The organism is Variovorax sp. CF079 (genome assembly GCF_900101545.1).
Classification (GTDB): Bacteria; Pseudomonadota; Gammaproteobacteria; order Burkholderiales; family Burkholderiaceae_C; genus Variovorax.
Window position 1 is genome coordinate 272044 of record NZ_FMZU01000006.1, and the last position, 18954, is coordinate 290997.

At 70.1% G+C, this 18954-nt stretch carries 14 protein-coding genes; 9 read left to right on the forward strand and 5 right to left on the reverse strand.

The genetic code is table 11. The features are described from left to right. The first annotated feature begins 19 nt into the window (after positions 1-19). The 4 genes from BLS74_RS10520 to BLS74_RS10535 all read left to right on the forward strand — a co-directional run bounded on the left by BLS74_RS10520 (position 20) and on the right by BLS74_RS10535 (position 8620). Positions 20-916: a LysR family transcriptional regulator gene (locus BLS74_RS10520; protein WP_093105392.1), complete on the forward strand. Its 897-nt coding sequence runs from the start codon at positions 20-22 to the stop codon at positions 914-916. A gap of 270 nt (positions 917-1186) precedes the next feature. Beyond that, positions 1187-3223 carry a CHAT domain-containing protein gene (locus BLS74_RS10525; RefSeq protein ID WP_244503825.1) on the forward strand — a complete coding sequence of 679 codons (2037 nt, stop codon included), beginning with the start codon at positions 1187-1189 and terminating at the stop codon, positions 3221-3223. After that, entirely contained in the window at positions 3220-4890 is a 1671-nt protein-coding gene (locus BLS74_RS10530) for a ShlB/FhaC/HecB family hemolysin secretion/activation protein (RefSeq protein WP_093105397.1), read from the forward strand. Before BLS74_RS10525 ends, BLS74_RS10530 begins: the two co-directional genes overlap by 4 nt. Before the next feature lies 1 nt (position 4891). After that, positions 4892-8620, forward strand: coding sequence for a two-partner secretion domain-containing protein (locus BLS74_RS10535; protein ID WP_093105400.1), 3729 nt, complete (start codon positions 4892-4894; stop codon positions 8618-8620). 114 nt (positions 8621-8734) lie between these two features. Here BLS74_RS10535 and BLS74_RS10540 read toward each other — a convergent pair whose 3' ends face one another. Then, positions 8735-9592: a LysR family transcriptional regulator gene (locus tag BLS74_RS10540; RefSeq protein WP_093105402.1), complete on the reverse strand. Its 858-nt coding sequence runs from the start codon at positions 9590-9592 to the stop codon at positions 8735-8737. A gap of 83 nt (positions 9593-9675) precedes the next feature. Here BLS74_RS10540 and BLS74_RS10545 point away from each other — a divergent pair, with 83 nt between their 5' ends. Next, complete coding sequence (locus BLS74_RS10545) at positions 9676-10056, forward strand: tautomerase family protein (protein WP_093105405.1); 381 nt, start codon at positions 9676-9678, stop codon at positions 10054-10056. 73 nt (positions 10057-10129) lie between these two features. On the opposite strand, the gene BLS74_RS10550 is transcribed toward BLS74_RS10545, so the two are convergent. The 4 genes from BLS74_RS10550 to BLS74_RS10565 all read right to left on the reverse strand — a co-directional run bounded on the left by BLS74_RS10550 (position 10130) and on the right by BLS74_RS10565 (position 16061). After that, complete coding sequence (locus BLS74_RS10550; RefSeq protein ID WP_093105407.1) at positions 10130-10909, reverse strand: hypothetical protein; 780 nt, start codon at positions 10907-10909, stop codon at positions 10130-10132. Positions 10910-11013: 104 nt separating this feature from the next. Next, positions 11014-12999, reverse strand: a complete 1986-nt coding sequence (locus BLS74_RS10555) for an ATP-binding response regulator (RefSeq protein WP_093105410.1) — start codon at positions 12997-12999, stop codon at positions 11014-11016. Continuing rightward, positions 12996-14000 (reverse strand): ABC transporter substrate binding protein, encoded by a 1005-nt coding sequence (locus BLS74_RS10560; protein ID WP_093105413.1) that lies wholly within the window; start codon positions 13998-14000, stop codon positions 12996-12998. The genes BLS74_RS10555 and BLS74_RS10560 overlap by 4 nt, the downstream gene beginning before the upstream one ends. Before the next feature lie 168 nt (positions 14001-14168). After that, entirely contained in the window at positions 14169-16061 is a 1893-nt protein-coding gene (locus tag BLS74_RS10565) for an ATP-binding response regulator (protein ID WP_093105415.1), read from the reverse strand. A 233-nt stretch (positions 16062-16294) separates the two neighbouring features. On the opposite strand from BLS74_RS10565, the gene phnD reads away from it, so the two are divergent. The 4 genes from phnD to BLS74_RS10580 form a co-directional block, all read left to right on the forward strand. Continuing rightward, the gene (phnD, locus tag BLS74_RS10570) at positions 16295-17329 is read left to right on the forward strand and encodes a phosphate/phosphite/phosphonate ABC transporter substrate-binding protein (RefSeq protein ID WP_170855566.1); all 1035 of its coding nucleotides are present in this window, start codon (positions 16295-16297) and stop codon (positions 17327-17329) included. 7 nt (positions 17330-17336) lie between these two features. Continuing rightward, positions 17337-18362 carry a phosphate/phosphite/phosphonate ABC transporter substrate-binding protein gene (locus tag BLS74_RS10575; protein ID WP_244503826.1) on the forward strand — a complete coding sequence of 342 codons (1026 nt, stop codon included), beginning with the start codon at positions 17337-17339 and terminating at the stop codon, positions 18360-18362. A gap of 41 nt (positions 18363-18403) precedes the next feature. Beyond that, complete coding sequence (locus BLS74_RS33795; protein WP_139191666.1) at positions 18404-18646, forward strand: hypothetical protein; 243 nt, start codon at positions 18404-18406, stop codon at positions 18644-18646. Next, on the forward strand, positions 18643-18954 hold a 312-nt coding region (locus tag BLS74_RS10580; protein WP_170855567.1), incomplete at its 3' end, for a hemagglutinin repeat-containing protein. The genes BLS74_RS33795 and BLS74_RS10580, both read left to right, overlap by 4 nt.

Sequence of the window (18954 nt, forward strand, 5' to 3'; positions counted from 1 at the left end):
TGACTGCACAAGATTGATCATGCGGCTCAAGCACATCGAGGTCTTCAACGCGATCATGCTGACCGGAACGGTGAGCGGCGCGGCTCGCCTGCTTCACGTCACACAGCCCGCCGTCACCTTGACGCTGCAGCACGCCGAGTTGCAGCTGGGCTATGCACTGTTCACTCGCCAGCGCAACAGGCTGGTGCCCACCAGCGAGGCCCAGGCGCTCTATCCGGAAGTGCAGTTGCTCGTGTCGCGGCTCGAATCCGTGCGGCGGCTTTCCACCAGCCTGCGCCGGGGCGGCCGCACCGAGTTGCGCCTGCTGATCGTTCCCTCCCTGGCCGTTCGCGCGCTGCCGGATGCCTTGAAGCTGTTTCGCAAGCGCTACCCCGACCTGGCCGTGGCGATACGAATGCTGCACTCGCACGAGGTGACCCAGGCGATTGCGCTGCGCGAAGGCGATGTGGGCATCGTCTATGGCGCCATCCAGCATCCCGGCGTCCAGCAGGTCCCCATCGCCGCGGGCCGTCTGGTCTGCGTGTCCCTCCGGTCCGGGCGCGCGAGCGACCGGCGTACCACGGTGGAATTGACCGAGCTCATGCGCAGCGGCTTCATCCGCATCGACGAGCGCGATCCGATCGGCGCCATGCTGGCCGAGCAGTGTGCCCACCATGGCGGGGAGCCCGAAGGCGGCCTGACCGCGCAGACGCATCACATTGCCATGGTGTTTGCCGAACAGGGGCTCGGGCCGGCCATCGTCGACTCGTTCACGGCAGCCGCCACCACCAGTGATGCCTTGCAGGTGCGCACGCTGCTGCCGGAAGTACCGGTCAGCGTTCAGGCGCTGTTGCCGCAGGGGGAGCGATCGCCGAAACAGGCCGCTGATTTCATCGAGGCCTTCAAGGCGGTCATCGTCAGCGCCCCGTCCGGTTGAGCCTCCTGCGCCAGGAGCAAGGCCCGAGGCCTACGCCCTTCGCGCTAGACCGTATTGCGAATAGGCGACCCCTGAGGCCACTCCTAGACTCCCGCGACGAGGTCTGAGAGGCGCGCACTTCCGCTGCGTCGCGGCTTGCGCCATGCGGGCCTACAGACTGCGCGCGGGGGTCGAATGCAAGGTTCTTCGAGGTTCGTGTGGGCGCACTCTGCGCGCAAGTGGATCGCAGGCGCTCTCGGACTCGGGGCGCTCGTTGGCTGCCAGTGGGCCATGGCGCAGGCACCCGATGCCGAGGCGGCGGCCAGCAAGCAGGAGCAGGCGCGGCTCGCCGACACCGACACGCTGCTCGCGCTCACCAACGACGGCGCGGTGCTCTATGCGCAGGACAGCCCCAAGCTCTCGGGCTATCAATACTGCAGCCAGGCGGTGGCGCTGGCCGAGGCCGGCGAGTTCCGCCAGAGCGTGCGCGCCGCGAGCAAGGCGCTGCACCTGGCCAACGCCACGCGCGACCCCAACCTGCTCGCGATGGCGAACCGCGATCTCGCCATCGTCTACAGCTACTCGGGCCAGCTCGAGAAAGCCGAGGATTTCGCGCGCGAGGCGCTCAAGCATCCGGCGCGCGATCCCAAGCTGGTCGTCGGGCCGGTGCACAAGGTCATCGGCGACGTGCAGACCCGGCGCGGCGACTATGCCGGCGCGGTGCAGAGCTACGACACCGCGCTCGCCAACAGCTCGCAGCGTTATGCGCCGCTGGTGCAGTCCTCGCTCGTCAATGCGCTGATCGAGTCGGGCGAGCCGGCACGCGCGCGCCAGCTGCTCGGCACGCTGCCGCCGCCGCGCGAGGCGCCGCTGGCCGCGCAGCTCGAGCGCACGCGCGCGCGGCTGCTGCTGGCCGAGAACAAGCCGGCCGAGGCGCGCGACCTGTACCTGCAGCTGACCACACGTTCGGTCGGCACCGACAGCGGCTACTACCAGCTCTGGGCCTGGGACGGCGTGGCGCGCAGCGAACTCGCGCTGGGGCAGAAGCAGGCCGCGGCCGAGGCGGTGGGCCGCGCGCTCGGCGGCGTCGATGCAGTGCGCGCGAAGTTCCGCAGCGAAGAATTCAAGATGGGTTTGTTCTCCGATCTGCAGGCCGTGTTCGAGCGCGGGGTCGGCCTCTACAGCGAGGTGGGCGATGCGCGCCAGGCCTTCGAACTCAGCGAGCGCAGCCGCTCGCGTGCGCTGCTCGACGCGGTGCGCGGCCGGGCCCGCGTGAGCAGCGAAGCGGCCGCGACCGTCGACCTCGCGACCCTGCAGCGCACGCTGGCGCCCGACGAACGCGTGCTGCAGTTCCATGCGCTGCCCGACCGCCTGCAGGCCTGGGTGGTCAGCCCCTCCGGCATCGAGGCGAAGAGCATCGCGATCAAGCGCGACGACCTGACCGAACTGGTCGAGACCTTCCGCAACTCGGTGGTGCGCGGCCGGCGCGCCGCCATCGCCAATGCCGACAAGCTGGGCGCCGCGCTGCTCGGTCCGCTCGCGTTGAAACCGGGCGAGCGCCTCATCATCGTGCCGCACGGGCCCTTGCATTACCTGCCTTTCCAGGCGCTGCGGCTGAACGGGCGCTACGTGATCGAGACGCATCCGGTCTCGGTCGCGCCCTCGATGAGCATCGCGGTGCAGCTCGCGCAGCGCTCGCCGCGCGTCGACGCCGCGCTCATCGCCTTCGGCAATCCGCGCATCGAAGACAAGTACGACCTGCCCGGCGCCGAGGTCGAGGTCAAGCAGCTCGCGCAGCTCTTCCCGCGCAACAACGTCTACATGGGCGCCGCCGCCACCAAGACGCAGTTTCGCGACGTGGCCTCGCGCGCACCGCTGATGCACGTGGCGGCCCATGCCGAAGCCGACCAGGTCGATCCACTCTACTCGCGCATCCTCCTGGCCAACGAAGGCGGCAAGCAGAACTTCCTGGAAGCGCACGAGATCCTCGGCCTGCCGATGCAGGGCACCGCGCTGGTCACGCTGTCGGCCTGCGAGTCGGGGTTGGGCCGCATCGCGCAGGGCGACGAGGTGCTGGGCTTCACGCGCTCCTTTCTCTCCGCAGGCACGTCGAGCCTGATCTCCTCGCTGTGGCCGGTGTCGGACGACGCCACCGCCATTCTCATGAGCACGCTCTATGCCGAACTGGCCAAGGGCAGGGACATCCAGCAGGCCATGCAGGCCGGGCAGCTGGCCGTATTGAAGGAACCCCGCATGTCGCATCCGTTCTTCTGGGCCCCGTTCAACCTGATCGGCAACTGGCGGTTGAAGGTGGGGAGCCCGGCATGAGGGGCGTCGGCTCGGTGGTGGCTGTCGCGCTGGCGCTGGCCGCGCAGGTCGCGCAGGCCGCGGACGAAGAGGCCACGACGCTGCTGCCCACCCAGGATCCGTGCGGAAGCTGCGACCGCCAGGTCGCGCAGGCCTCGCCCGCGCCGCAAAGCCTGCCCGCGCCGCCCGTGCCGGCGGCCGCGTTCCGCCTCAACGACCTGCGCCTCAACGGCGTCAAGGCGCTCAGCAACGAAGAGCTGCAAAGCATCACGCAGCCCTACATCGGCCGCGACGTGACGCTCGGCGATCTGGAGGCGCTGGCGCAGGCCATCACCGCCAGGTACCGCGAGCGCGGCTATTTCCTCGCGCAGGCGGTGGTGCCGGTGCAGACCGTGCAGGACGGCGTGGTGGAGATCAGCGTGATCGAAGGCCGGCTCGGCAAGATCGACGTGATCGTGGCGCCCGATGCGCCGATCGCCGAGGCCCGCGTGCGCGCCTTCCTCGCGCCGGTGCAGCCGGGGGACGCGGTCAGTGCGCAAAGCTACGAACGCGCGATGCTGTTGCTGTCGGACCAGCCCGGCATCCGTGTCGCCTCCGGCTTGCAGGAAGGCACGCAGCCCGGCACCACCGATCTTTCGGTCGAGGTGACGGCGGCGCGGCGCTGGGTCTTCACCGCCGAGGCCGACAACCACGGCACCAAGGAGTCCGGCCGCTACCGCGTCGGTGGCAGCGCGCGCTGGCTCAGTCCCTTCGGCATCGGCGACAACCTCGACATGCGCGCGATGGTGTCCAACGACAACGGGCTGGTGTTCGGCCGCGTGGCCTACGAGGCGCCGATCGGCAGCAACGGGTGGCGCGCCGGCGTGGGCCTGGCGCGCGTCAACTACGAGCTCGGTGGCCAGTTCGCCGACCTCGATGCGCAGGGCACGGCCAACGTGCTCGACTTCTCGCTCAACTACCCGCTGATCCGCCAGCGCCAGCAGAACCTGTTTCTGCGCCTGGGCGCCGACGTCAAGGACCTCGAGGACGAGTTCGGTGCGGTGGGCTTCACCACGAAGAAGCGGGTGCAGGGCCTCGGCCTCGGCTGGACCTGGGAGCGGCGCGACGAGGTGCTGGGCGGCGGCTACTGGGCCAGTTCCGGCACGCTCTACCGCGGCAAGCTGGACATCCGCGATCCGCAGACCCTCGCGTTCGACCAGAGCCTCGGAGGCCACCGCACCCAAGGTGATTTCACCAAGCTGAGCTTCCTGGTCTCGCGGCTGCAGGCCATCGTGCCGCGCCATTCGCTCTACCTGTCGCTCGGCGGCCAGTGGGCCAGCAAGAACCTCGATGCCTCGGAAAAGCTCGCGCTCGGCGGCGCGCGCGCGGTGCGCGCCTATCCCTCGGGCGAGGTGCTGGCGGACGAGGGCGTGATCGGCATCGTCGAATGGCGCTGGTCCTACAACGAGGAGCTCACGCCCTTCGTGTTCTACGACGCGGCGCGCGGCAAGCTGGCGCGCGACCCGGCGCTCTTCGACGGCGTGAACCGCCTGAGCCTGCGCGGCTACGGCATCGGCGTTTCGTGGGCGCGGCCCGGCAACTTCGCCATCAACGCGACGCTCGCCTGGCGCGACGGCACCCGCCCGGCGCAGACCGACGGCGGCGGCCGCAATCCGCGGCTCTACGTACAAGCGCAGAAAGCGTTCTGACATGAAACACCCCCCCAACTCCGCGCGCTTCAGCATGCGTCCCGTGGCGCTGGCCATGGCGTGCATGGGCGCCGCACCGGCCTTCGCGCAACTGCCGAGCTGGAACAACTTCCAGGTGCGCGGCGGCGCCGTCGCGGTCGGCGTGCCGACGGCCGGCGGTACGCAGCTGGGCATCGTGCAGGGCACGCAGCGCGCCATCGTCGACTGGCAGGGCTTCTCCATCGGCCCGGGCCATGCGGTCAACATCGCGCAACCGGGCGCCAGCAGCGTGCTGCTCAACCGCGTCACGGGCAACGAGCTTTCCACCATCGCGGGCGCGTTGAATGCCAATGGGCGCGTGTTCCTGGTCAATCCCAACGGCGTGTTGTTCGGCAACGGCGCGAGCGTGAATGTCGGCGGGCTGGTCGCGTCGACGCTCAAGATGAGCACCAGCGACAGCGCTTTCATGAGCGGCACCGAGCGCTTCGAATTCAAGCAGGACGGCACTGCCTTCGGCACGGTCGAGAACCGCGGTGGCATCAGGGCGCAGGGCGGCGGCACCATCGCGCTGATCGGCGCGCAGGTCAGCAACAGCGGCAGCATCGTCGCGCAGGGCGGCACCGCCGGGCTGGTGTCGGGCGACACGGTGACGGTCGATTTCGCGGGTGACGGGCTCACCACCTTCAAGGTCTCGTCCGGCCTCTACAGCGGCGTCGCCAACAGCGGCGTGGTGCAGGCCGATGGCGGGCGCGTCGTGATGATGGCGACCGCGGGCAGCGAACTCGCGCAAGGCGTGGTCAACACGCGCGGCGTGCTGCGCGCCGATTCTCTGGCTTCGCGCAACGGCGAGATCGTGCTCGACAGCGGCGGCTCGGCAGCGGGCGTCACCATCAGCGGCGGTCTGCTGTCCGCCGCCGGCAACGGCGCAGGTCTGACGGGCGGCTCGGTCGACGTCAAGGGGCGGACGATCCTGCTGCAGCCCGGCGCGCCGGACGATGGCGGAGTCATCGACGCCAGCGGCGGCGCCGGCGGCGGCCGCATCCGGCTGCAGGCCACGGCGGTCGGCGGCGATCCGCAGACCGGCGCGATCGCCGTCGCCGCGGGCAGCCGCATCAGCGCCGATGCCACCGTGGCCGGCAATGGCGGCGACATCCGCCTGATGGGCGAGCGCACGCTGCGCGCCCACGGGACGCTTACGGCCCGCGGCGGGCCGAACGGCGGCGACGGCGGCTACATCGAGACCTCGGGCGGCTACGCCATGCCGGCGGGCGAGAGCAACGGCGGCATCGATCTCGCGGGCCTGGGCACCGACGCGTCGGCACCGCGCGGCACCGCGGGCACCTGGCTGATCGATCCCTTCAACGTCACCATCGTCAACGGCGCGGCCGACGGCGGCCTCACGAGCAATCCTTTCGCCCCGATCGCCGACTCCACCATCCAGGACGGCGACATCAACAACGCCCTCAACGGCGGCACCAGCGTGCGCATCACCACCGGCAATCCCGCCGCCGGTGCGGCGACCGTCGGCGACATCGTGATGGACGACGTGCGGATCGAGTACAGCGGCAACAAGGGCGCGCTCACCTTCCAGCTCGATGCCCATCGCAGCGTGCGCGGCAACGGCGCCTCGGTCATCGCGTCGATCGGCGATCCGCTGAACGTGATCTTCAACGCCGATGCGAACGGCGCCGGTGCCGCCGTCGGCGGCGGCCAGGTCAGCTTCGACGGCGCCATCTACACCAACGGCGGCATCGTGTCGATGAACGGCGCCTGGGCCAACGCCAGCAACGAGATGTGCAGCATCTGCCTGACCGGCGCGCTGATCGACACGCGCACCGGCAACCAGCAGCTGATCCCCGGGACTCCTGGGTTCTATACCGGCGGCAGCAACGCAGGCACGGGCGGCTCGGTGCAGCTCACCGGCGTCAGCACCGGCCCGAGCAACGGTGCCACGACCAACGGCGCGGTGTTCTACCAGAACAGCACGATCACCACCGCCACGGGCAACGTGACGATCTTCGGCAGCCACAGCGCGGGCAGCGGCGTCCAGATCGAAAACTTCGGGGCCAGCGCCACCATCGTCACCACCAGCGGCAACGTGTCGGTGACGGGCATCGGCAGCTTCACCAGCAACAGCTCCGAAGCGCCGGGCCACGGTGTCGTGATCAACGGCGAAACGATCACCACCGTCGACGGCAACATCACGGTCACGGGGCGCCGGCTGGCCGGCGGCACGGCCGGCAACGGCGTGCTGCTGCGCGACGGCGCGCTGCTGCAGACCACCGGCAGCGGCGACATCATCGTCACGGGCCAGTCCGACGGCGGTGCCGCGGGCGTGAACATCGCGCCCGCGGCATCGGCGACCGCACCGCCGGCCGGCCGCATCGACGGCAACCGCAACGTCGTGTTGCGCGCGGTCAACGACGGCAGCACCGATGCGCTCGCGATCGGCGGCACGGTGCGCGCGGGCAATGCGCTCGACCTGCGGCCCGGCGGCGTGGACCTCGCGGGCAACGCGTTGGACCGCCCGGACGTGCCGATCACGCTCGGCGGCACGGCGGCCACCGGCTTCGCGGTCTCGGCCGCCGAGTTCACGCGCCTCACCACGCCGACCATCGTGGCCGGCAGCAACGCGCATGCGGCCAACATCGATGTGGTGGGCCCGCTCGCGCTGACTTCGGCGCTCACGCTGCAGAACGGCGCGGGCGGCAACATCACCCTCGGCGCAGCGGTGTCGACGCCGCAGCTCGGCCTCTTGAGCGCCGGCAACATCACGCAGGCGGCTGCTGCTGCGATCGCGGCCGGCACCCTGCTCGCACGCTCGACCGGCGGCAGCGTGGAGTTGCGCAATCCGCAGAACAGCGTGGGCACGGTCGGCGGCGGCGCGGCGGGAAGCTTCGCCTACGTGGATGCAGACGCGGTCACCGTCGGGCCGGTGACGGTGACCGGCTTCGATGCCGCGAGCAACCTGCCGCAGCCGGTCTCCGCCACCTCGATGGCGGCCGACACCGTGTTCGTGCGCACGCTCGCCGGCGACCTCTCGCTCGGCACCAGCGTCACGAGCGGCAGCGGCACCGACCTGGTGGCGGCAGCGCGTTTCCAGAATCTCGGGGCCTTCACCATCGCCGGCGCGCCCTGGCGCGTGTGGGCCGACACCTGGGTTGGCGAGACGCGCGGCGGGCTCGCAGGCTCGGGCCTGCTGCCCAATCTCTACCACTGCGCCTACCAGGGCCTCTGCACGGTGACGATTCCCGCCGGTGCCAACCACTTCATCTACGCGCAGCAGCCGAGCGCCGTCGTCCTCGTCCACAACGCCGCGCGGCCCGGCGGCGTGCCGAATCCGCTGTTCACCTACAGCATCACCGGCCTGATCCTCGGCGACACCGGCGCCGGTTTTGCCGGCGCCGTGTCGAGCCCCGCCACGCAATTCAGCCTGCCGGGCAGCTACCCGATCAACGGCAGCTTCAGCTCGGCCGAGGGATATGCGGTCAGCGTGGTGCCGGGCGTGTTGACGGTGGGTGGACTCGTGGAACTGATCAAGCCCGACGTGGTGCGCGAGAACCAGAGCACCTGGCTCTACGATCGCAACATCGGGCCGGCGCCGATCTGCCTCGCGACCGGGCCGCTGGGCGGCGACCGCGCCGTGCAGGGCGGCGACGTGCTGGCGCGCGAATGGTCGCGCGTGCGCTCGCGGCCCAATCTCACCAATTGCATCGACACGGAGCGCCGCAACGGCTGCGCCGACTTCTGAGGCACCTTGCGTATCCGTTCGGGCTGAGCTTGTCGAAGCCTCCTGTCCGGAGTCATAGTGGGTGAGCCTTGGTCAAGTTGCTGACCCGGCCTGCTCACAGTTCGTGAGCTTTCGTTAGCCTCGCACCGCGCTCCTGAAGGCAGCCGAAAGCGCGGCAAGCGCATCGCGCGGCCGGCCGTCCTTGACCCTTGAGTGAAGCAGAACTGGCAAGCGCGGTAAATCGGGAAGCCCGAGCTTGGCGCCCACGTCAACTGCGCCAAATGGCAGCATGCGCGGAGCCAATGCAGCAACGCCCAGCCCGGCCATGACGGCCGCAGCGACCGCCGCAACGCCGCCGCCGACGAAAATTTCTGTCCAGGGCACGGCTGCCGCATCGAGAAGCTGCCCGGCCATCACACGCACGCCGCAGGGCTCGGCAAGCGTGGCAAGCGGCAGGGGCTCGCCCGCGCGATGCTGCCAGCTTGGCGCTGCGAACCAGCCGAATTTTTCTTCGGTAAGAATTTCCCCGTCGCTCCGCCCGACATGCAGGCGGACGATCACGGTGTCGAGTTCCCGCCGGTCGAAGCTTTGAAGCAGGTCGCCCGACGATCCGATCCGGATTTCGATCAACAGCTGCGGGTCTTGCGCGTTCATGCGCGCGATCAGCGCGGGGAGCTCCGGCCCCGCAACATGGTCGCTGATGCCGATGGTGAGGCGCTGCCGGGCTCCGGCAAATTCGGCGAGCGCGCGGTCGTGTACCTCCAGGAGTTCGCGGGCGTGTTCGAGGAAGGCTGCGCCCCGCGCCGAAAGCTGCACCGACCGGGGCGTCCGCTCGACGAGCCGGCAGCCGAGCCTCTCTTCGAGCCGCTTCAGCTTCAAGCTGACCGCGGCCTGCGTCGTCTGCATGGCTTCAGCCGCGCGCGTGAAGCTGCCAAGCTCGACGATGCGGATGAAAGCCTCGACGGCATCCAAGTCGAGGGGACGTTCAATCATTTCTGTTTGTTATCGCTGATATAAATATTAATAGCATATCAAAATAGATAACATAAAACCAGGACAACATGGAAAGGACTTGCATGCCGCTCACTCACGTCTCACTGCGCGCCGGAAAGCCGGAAGCCTACCGGCAGGCGATCTTCGACAGCCTTTACCGCGCGATGCACGAAACGTTCAACGTGCCCTTAGACAACCAGTTCATGACCATCAGGGAGCATGACGCTGCGAACTTCCGCTACGGCGCGTCTTATCTTGGCATCGCCCGGAGCGACGATCTCGTGCTGGTTCAGATGACCGTGAACAACACCCGCACCGTGGAACAGAAGAAGGCGCTGTTCGGGCGGATCGCGGAGCTGCTCGGCGAAAGCCCCGGCATCCGGCCGGAGGACGTGTTCGTGAGCCTTGTTGAGGTCGCGAAAGAGAATTGGTCCCTCGGCCACGGCCTCGCGCAATACGCTTGAGGCGATTCTGTTGAACGCGGCCGCAGTTTCCGCAGGAGCACGAGCGGCCCGCCTACACCTCCGCACGCGCGCCTCATCGCGCCGCCAGCGCCCGGCCGAAGTCGCCGGTGTAGGTGCGCAGGCCCTGATGCGTGAGGCGGGAGCGCGCATCGATGAAGACCTTGCCGCCCACCGATTGCCAGCGGCGGCAGAACGCATAGTCCTCGCTCAAGTAGCGGCCGTTGTCCGGCTCGGCCATCACGTCGAAGAAGCGGTAGTGCGGCCAGGCGCGCGAGGCGAGGTCGCCGGTGGCGGCATCGGGCGTGTAGCGCAGTTCGGGGCAGGCCGCGGCCAGCCGCTCGAACACCGTGCGCGCGATCAGCATGAAGCCCGTGGGCGCGTCGAGCACTTCGACGAAGCCGTCCGCGTCCACCGTGCGATCGCCCTCCAGCGCGTTGGCCGGAAAGCGTGCATGGCGGACCTCGAACTCCTCGCGCGTGCTGCCCGCGGGCAGCGGCGCGCGCAGGCCCTCGGCGGGCCAGCCGTCGCTCTTGAGCGGGTAGACGCCGGCCACCACCTCGCGGCCGGCGAGCAGCAGCCGCAGCGCGGCCTCGGGCTCGAAGCCGATGTCGGCGTCGATCCAGAACAGGTGCGTCCATCGTGCATCGGCCATGAACTCGGCCACGAGGCGGTTGCGCGCGCGCGGGATCAGGCTGTCGCCGTCGAGAAAGCGGGTCTGCATCGCGAAGCCGTGGCTCCAGGCCAGGTTCACCAGGCCGAGCAGGCTGCGCACGTAGGTCGAGCTCATCGCGCCGTTGTAGCTCGGCGTCGCGATGAAGGGGCGGATGTCTTTCAGGGCCGTGATGTCGAGCATCGGCGCATTGTGTACTCAGGCTCAGGCCGGCGCCGGGTCGCCCCAAGGCGGCCTGCGGCCCCCTCCGGGGGCAGCGAGTACACGCAGTGACGGAGCGTGGGGGCTCATGAATTGCTGCGGCGCGTGGAGAGCAAGGCCCGCAGCTTGGCCGGCGCCACCGGCTTGGTGAGCAGCATCACGCCGCCCTGACGCAGCCGCTGCAGCACCTCGGGCCCGGTGGCGCCCGAGACCAGCACCGCCAGCGCATCGGGCTGCAGCCGGCGCGCGGCGTCGATCACTTCCATGCCGTCCTCGTCGCCGGCCAGCTGCAGGTCGCACAGCAGCACGTCGAAGCGCGTGCCGGCGTCGGCAAGCCGCTCCAGCGCCTCGCTGCCGGTGGCCACGCATTCCACCAGACAGCCCCATTGCCCGAGCAGCGCGCGGCTGGCATCGAGGATGGCCGGGTCGTCGTCCACCACGAGGCAGCGCAGCCCGGCCAGCGGCGACGCGGCCAGCGGCTCGGGGGCCAGCGGCAGCACGTCGCGCGGGTTCGCGCGCGGCAGCTCCAGCGCGAAGCTGCTGCCGGCCTGCAGCGCCGAGCGCAGCGCGATGCGCGTGCCGAGCAGCGCGGCGATGCGGGCGCAGATCGCGAGGCCGAGGCCGAAGCCCTGGCGGCGGTCGCGTTCGGTGTTCGCGACCTGGTAGAACTCCTCGAAGATCCGCGCCTGGTGGATCGGCGCGATGCCCACGCCGTTGTCGCGCACTTCGATGCGCACCTTGCCGCCGCGCTGTCGCGCCAGCACCAGCACCGTGCCGTCGGGCGAGGTGTGGTGGATCGCATTGCTGACCAGGTTGCCGACGATGCGCAGCAGGAGGGCCGAATCGGTGCGCACCGCGAGCCCGCGGTCCATCCACGCCAGCCGCACGCGCGCGGCGGCGGCGCGCGCCGCATGCTGGGCGTCGAGCTGGTCGAACAGCGTGGCGAGCGACACGTCGGTGATCGCCGGCGTCAGCACCTGCGCATCGAGGCGCGAGATCTCGAGCAGATCGTCGAGCAGCACGCCCATGAATTCGGCGCCCTCCTGCAGGCGCAGTACGGCAGGCCGCTGCGTTTCGGTGGCCGTGGGCAGCAGGCCGTCGATGAACAGGCCCATCGCATGCAGCGGCTGGCGCAGGTCGTGGCTGGCCGCGGCGAGGAAGCGGGCGCGCGACAAGGCCGCCTGCTCGGCCTCGGCCATGCGCTGCAGCGCGACGGCGGTGGCTTCGCGCACCTGCTCCTCGCTCTGCTGCCGGTTGCGCTGCAGGCGCTCGGCCAGGCGGTTGATGTCGTGGGCGAGGTTGGCGAGCTCATGGCGCGCGCGCGGCTTGCCGGCTTCGCCCTTTTGTTCGCTTGCGTTGCGCGCGACGACGTTGCAGCGCGCATCGAACCGGCCCGCCTCCAGCGCCGCCACGGTGCGCGAGATGCGCCGCAGCGGCTGTGCGACCGCACGCGCCGTGTGACGCACCCAGGCCCACGCCGCCAGGAGCGCGATCATCGCGATGCCGATGCCCGCCATCAGCGAGCGTGTGCGTTCGCGCGCGTAGGCCGTGGTGTCACGGAAGGCCTGCACCAGGCCGATGGGCGTTTCGCCGGCGGCGGTCGAGCCTTCGGGCGCGAAGGCGCTGGCGCGCGAGGCCTCGCGCAGCGTGACCGGCGCGGTGAACATGCGCAGCTGCGCAAGAGGCGCGGTCTTGGGGCCGGCCGTCACGTAGACGCCGGCGCTGTTGCTGATCTCCACCCGCGTCACTTGGCCGCCGCGCAGCGCCGCGTTGGCGACGTTCTGCAGCGCGGGCAGGTCGCCGGCGTAGAGGCTTAGGTCGGACATCGCGGCCACCTGGCGCGCCACGGCTTGGCCTTCGGCATTGAAGGCAGCTTCGAGCGTCTCGAGGCGGCTGTGGGTGAACCAGGCGGTGAGCGCGATGGCCACCGCCGCGCAGGGCACCACGCCGAGCCGGAACAGGTCGCGCTGGAGGCTGCCGCCGACCACGACGGTGCGGCCGTCCGTTGCGGGCGGGTCCGTCGGTCGTGCGGCGGAGGCGGGCACGGCCAGACCGTGGCTCGGGGCGGTCATCGGGTGGCGGTCACCCGCTCGGTCAGTTCCCGCTCTTCCGGAATGCGCAGGCCCAGACCGCGCGCGACGGTGGCGTTGATGCGCACCGTGGCCGGCGTCGCCGCCTCGACCAGCACGCCCGCGCCCGCCGGCGCGGCGGCCACCTTCTGCCCGAGCGCGCGCGCCTGCAGCGCGAGCTGCCCCGGCGTCGAGACGGCGGCCGCAAGCCCGCCCGAGCGGACCAGGCCGTCGCTGGTGCCGAACACCGGCAGGCCGGCGCCGGCGCCCGCGCGCAGCACCGAGAGCGTGGCGGCCTGGCTGTCGCCGATCAGGTCGGGCAGCACCATGAGCGCATCGCTGCGCGGCACCAGCACGCGCAGTACCGAGGCTAGCGAGGTCGCGTCGGGTGCGTATTCGACCTGCAGATCCCAGCCCTGGGCCGCGCGCTGCAGCTCGCGCACGATCGGCTCCGACTCGGCCGTCGCCACCACGCCGAGCCGGCGCTTCTGCGGCAGCACCGCGTCGATGAGCGTCAGCTGGTCGGCCATCGCCGGCTCGCGCAGCAGCACGCCGACATGGCGGTCGGTGCGCCGCAGCGCGGGGCTTGTCTTGAGGCTTTCGTAGTCGAGCCGGCTCAGCATCACGAGCACCAGCGGGTCCTGGCCCGGCCGCTCGATGGCGGCGCGCGCCGCCACCGGCCCGACGGCCATCGTGACCGGAACCTCCGCCGGAGCACTCGGGCGCATGCCGCGGGTGCGCACGCCGGCCGTCACGCGGTCTTCGCCGGCGCCCGCAAGCTCCGGGACGGGGCCCCCGGCGGGCAGGCGGACCAGATCGAAACGGCTGCCGGCCTCCTGGGATTCGCGCAGCAGGCGAACGAACTCCGTGTGGGCCGCCAGCTCGTCGGCCACCAGCACCGTGAGCCCGGCCGCGTTCGCGCCGCCGGCGAGCAGGACGGCGATGGCCATGCCCGCGATGGTGCGCAGCCCTTGAAAGAGCGCTGGAGATCGATTCGCAAACATGAACTGCACCTGCAGTGGGTGATGGACCCAATGTACGGACGCGGCCTGCTTCGCGCGATAAGGCAGAGGGCTTATGTCGGCCTGCACGGCACCGGATTGCCGTGGAAGACTGCACGGCTTCGCGGCCTGTCGGCCTATCTCCGACGTCGTATCCCTGGCGGGACCTTCCTACAACACCGCCTGACGCACCGCCGCCAACTGGGCATTGATCGCCTGCCGCAGCAGCTTCGGCGACACCGGCTTGTAGAGCACGGCGACGCCCGAGTTCGCCACTTCGCGCAGCCGGTCGGGCTTGGTCTCGCCGGTCACCAGCAGGCGTGCCGTCGCCTCGCCGATGCCGCGCGGATGGCGCTCCAGCGCCGCCAGCACGTCGAGGCCGTTGTCGCCGCCTTGCAGCAGCAGGTCGCTCACCACCAGGTCGGGCGGCCGGTCCCACTCGTCGGCCAGCGCCAGGGCCTCGTTGCGCGTCTGCGCGGCCATCACCTCGGCACCCCAGTTCGAGAGCACCACCTGCAAGCCCTCGAGGATGGTGCGCTCGTCGTCGATCACCAGCACCCGCACATTGCGCAGGCTCGGCTCGTCTTCGCCGCCGGCGCCATGGGGCAGGGCTGCCGGGCCTACCGGCGCCGCTGCCGCGGGCTCGGCGGCACGCGCCATCACGCGCACGCAGGTGCCCTTGTGCGGCTGCGAGCTCAGCTCGACGCGCGTGTTGAGCAGCGCCGCCAGCCGCTGCACGGTGGCGAGGCCCAGGCCCATGCCGCGCGCGTCGCGGCCCTGCCGGCCGTGCGGCTCGACCTGGTAGAACTCCTCGAAGACCCGCGACTGGTGCTGGGCCGCGATGCCGACGCCGGTGTCCACCACGTCGATGCGGATGCCGCGGCCGCGCCTGCGCGCGCCGATCAGCACGCCGCCCTCGGTGGTGTGGCGCAGCGAGTTCGACACCAGGTTGTTCAGGATGCGCGAGAGCATCACGTAGTCGCTGCGCACCCAGAGCTCGGTCTTGCGCACCACCAGCCGCAGGTTCTGCTGCTCGGCCACCGGCCGGAAGTTGCGGCTGATCTCGTCGAACAGATGATCGAGCGCAAAGTCCGCCCACTGCGGCTGCAGCACGCCGGCATCGAGCTGCGAGAGGTTGAGCAGCTCCGAGAACAGCCGGTCCAGCGATTCGACGCATTCGCGGATATGGCCGATGCGCTGCAGGCGCACCGGGTCGGTCTCGCCGTTGGCCAGGCCGTCGGAGAACAGCGTCAGCGCGTGCAGCGGCTGGCGCAGGTCGTGGCTGGCGGCGGCCAGCAAGCGCGTCTTGGCCTGGCTCGCCACCTCGAGCTGCTGGTTCTTGCTGGCCAGTTCGGCCGTGGCGTTGGCGATGCGGCTTTCCAGCTCGCCGCGGCTTTCCGACAGCGCGCGCGCCGCCTCGTTGAAGCCGTGTTGCAGGTGCCGCACCTCGGCCGTGCCTTGGACCGCCACCTGCGCGTCCTCGCCGGCGCCCAGCCGGTCGACCGCCTCGCCGAGGGCGCGGATCGGCGCGCTGATGCGGCGTGCCGCCCACCAGCCGGCCAGCCCCACGCCCACCAGGCTGGCCGCCAGCACCAGCACCACGTTGATCCACACCGAGCGCTTGGCGCGCTCCACCGCGTCGAGGCTGATCTCCACCATCACCTTGCCGGTGTGCTTGCCGTCGTCGCCGATGATCGGCGCCACCACCTGCAGGCCCTCGCTGCGCTCGCGGTCGGTGGTTTCCGAATTGGCGAGGATCTCGCCGTCTTCGGACCAGATCTGCACCTGCTGCACGTGTGGCTGGTAGCTGCCGGACTGCGCGGTGCGCTGCAGCGCGCGGCGGTCCATGCTGTGGAGCTGGATCTGGGCCACGGTCGCCACCTGCAGCGCCACGGTCTGCGCATTGGCGCGCATCAGCTCGGTCACGCTCGCGAGGTGCTGGCGCGTCAGCACCGCGATCGCACCCAGCGTCGCCACCATGGCGGGCAAGAGCGCCAGCAGCACGAGCTGCTGCGCCAGCGTCAGGCGCATCAGCAGGCGGAGGGCGCGAAAGGGCCAGTTCATGGGCGCATCAGACGCCTGGCGACTTGTGTGTCAACCACCGACTTAAGTACATGTCTAGGGAAAAACGTCACGAATCTGATCGAAGTTGGTTTCTAATTGTGTTCTCGACAGAACCGCTTTGACCAGCCCCAAGGCCCCCAGCCGACGCGTTCCAGAAGAAGATGCAATTTCCTGTCCATTGCGCCGCCGGTGCTCCCCTTGCTTCTCCCGCCCCGCATTCCGGGCGTTTGCGGATGATGGCACGGCGCGCCGCCGCCCTGCTGGGGCGCTGCGCGCTGGCGTTGCTGCTGGGCGCGCCGCTCGCGGCCGCGGCGCAAACCGCGGGCACGGCTGCCGCCGCCAAGACGGCGCCGCTGCGCTTCGGCATCCTGCCGCTGGGCGGCGCCTTCGAATCGCGCAACGACTGGGAGCCGCTCCTCGCAGACCTGAGCCGCGCCATCGGCCGGCCGGTCAGCGTGCTCTCGGTCACTTCCTACGAAGCGCTCGAGCAGGCGATCCAGCGCGACCAGGTCGACATGGCCTTCCTGTCCGGCAAGATGGCGCTCGATGCCGTCACGCAGCGCCGCATGAACGTCGTGGCGCAGGTCACGCGCCACGACGGCCTGCCCGGCTACCGCGCGCTGCTGCTCACGCGCAAGACCGGGAAGTTCACCACGCTGAAAGACCTGCTGGCACAACCCGAGCGCTGGCGCCTGGCGCGCGGCGAGAGCCGCTCGGTGTCGGGCTTCATCGTGCCGCAGCTCCAGCTCTTCCTGCCGAACCACATTGCGATGGAGACGCGCTTCGCCAGCGAAGTGGTGGGCACGCACCAGGCGACGGCGCTGGCGGTGGCCAACGGCGAGGCCGACGTGGCCACCAACAACACGGCCGATTTCGAGCGCTTCAAGCTCCAGTTCCCGGCCGAGGCCGATCGGTTGCAGGTGATCTGGGAGTCGGAGCTGATCCCGCACGCGCAACTGGTGGTGCGGCGCGAGTACAGCCCCGAGTTCCAGAAGAAGGTGCAGGCCTTCCTGGTCGACTACGCGCGCGCCAAGGGGCCGCGCGGCGACGCCGAGCGCGCCGTGCTGAAGTCGCTGCACGACCTCGCCGGTTTCGTCGCGGCCGACAACAGTTCGCTGTTGCCGGCTGCCAAGCTGGCCTACCAGCTCGCCAGGCAGAGCGCCATGACCTCGCAGTGGGTCAACGAGGCGGCACGCCAGGCCCGGCTGCAGCGCATCGAGAGCGGGTATGCCGAGCAGGTGGCGGCCTTGCGCAACGGCGCACCCTGAGCCTCGCATGAGGCGGTGCGTGCTGCGCATGGCGTGGCGTTGCACCCTGGCTGCCGCGCTGGGCTGGCAAGCCGCTGCCGCGCTCGCACAAAGCCTTCGCGCCGAGCCGCCGCCGGCCATCCGCTTCGGCGTGCTGCCGGTCGGCGGTGCGGTCGAGTCGCGCGGCAACTGGACGCCGCTCCTTAACGACCTGAGCCGCGCGCTCGGCCGGCCGGTGAGCGTGCTCTCCGTGACCTCCTACGAATCGCTGGCCCAGGCCCTCCGGCGCGACGACGTCGATTTCGCGCTGCTGTCGGCCAAACTGGCGCTCGATGCCGTCGCAGAACGGCGCATGAACGTGGTGGCCCAGGTGGCGCGGGTCGACGGCCTGCCCGACAGTCGCGCCGTGCTGCTCGCGCGCAAGACAGGCGCCCACAATTCGCTGAAGGAGCTGCTGGCCCGCCCCGAACGCTGGCGCCTGGCGCGCGGCGACAGCCGCTCGGTGTCGGGCTTCATCGTGCCGCAGCTCCAGCTCTTCCTGCCGAACGGCATCGCGATGGAGACGCGCTTCCAGAGCGAGATCGTCGACACGCACCAGGCCACCGCGCTCGCGGTGGCGAATGGCGATGCCGACGTGGCCACCAACAACACGATCGACTTCGAGCGCTTCAGGCAGCAGTTTCCGGCCGAGGCCGATCGGCTGCAGGTGATCTGGCAGTCCGAGCCCATTCCTCCGGCCGTGTTCGTGATGCGGCGCGCCCATCCCCTCGCGTTGCAGAAGAAGCTGCAGGACTTTCTGGTCGACTACGGCCGCACCAAGGGGCCGCGCGGCGACGGCGAGCGCGAGGTGCTGAAGTCGCTGCATGCGCCCTTCGGCTACGTTGCGGCGGACAACACGGCGCTGCTGGCGGCGGCCGAGCTGGACTACCAGCTCGCGAAGCGGCGCGCGCTCGCCGCGAAGTGGGTCAATGCAGAAGCGCGCGCGGCCCGGCTGGAACGCATCGAGCGCAGCCATGCGGAGCAGGTGGCGGTGTTGCGCGACGGCAGGCCCTGAGCGCGGCCTCGGCGGATGAAACAGATCGAAAGATCGCCCAGATGAAATCAGATCGAACGGATTTGTTTGCCAACTCGTTTCTTCTGTCCTCTGCCAGGCCGTTGCATGAAGTGGAGCGAGAAATTGCGAGCGAGGCAGGGCTCGAAAATGGTGCATCACTTGTGCTGCTCAGGCTGAATGACAAATCTTCTGCAGGCCGACTTGCGGAGGTGGCATCTGTATTTAGAAGCTACTTTGAAGATGGATCGGTTGTGACCTTGTTTGAGGGTGAAAAGCCCATTTGATTCGCGACCCTGCCGGCGCCGCCTTCGGCGTGAGCGTGAGCGAGCAACGCGGCAAACAACGTTCGACGAGCGCGGAGAGCTACACCACCCAGCGCGGCACCAACATCCAGGCCGGCAGCATCGAGATTGCGGCGCGCGAGACCGACATCAACATGACCGGCGCCAAGCTGCAGGCGCGCGACATCAGCCTGGACCCGAAGCGCGACATCAACATGCTCGCCGCCCAGAACACCGCCGCCACCGCGGGCAACAGTTCGGGCCGTTCCTTGGGCGGCGGCGTCACCTTCGGCTTCGGCTCGCAGAACGGC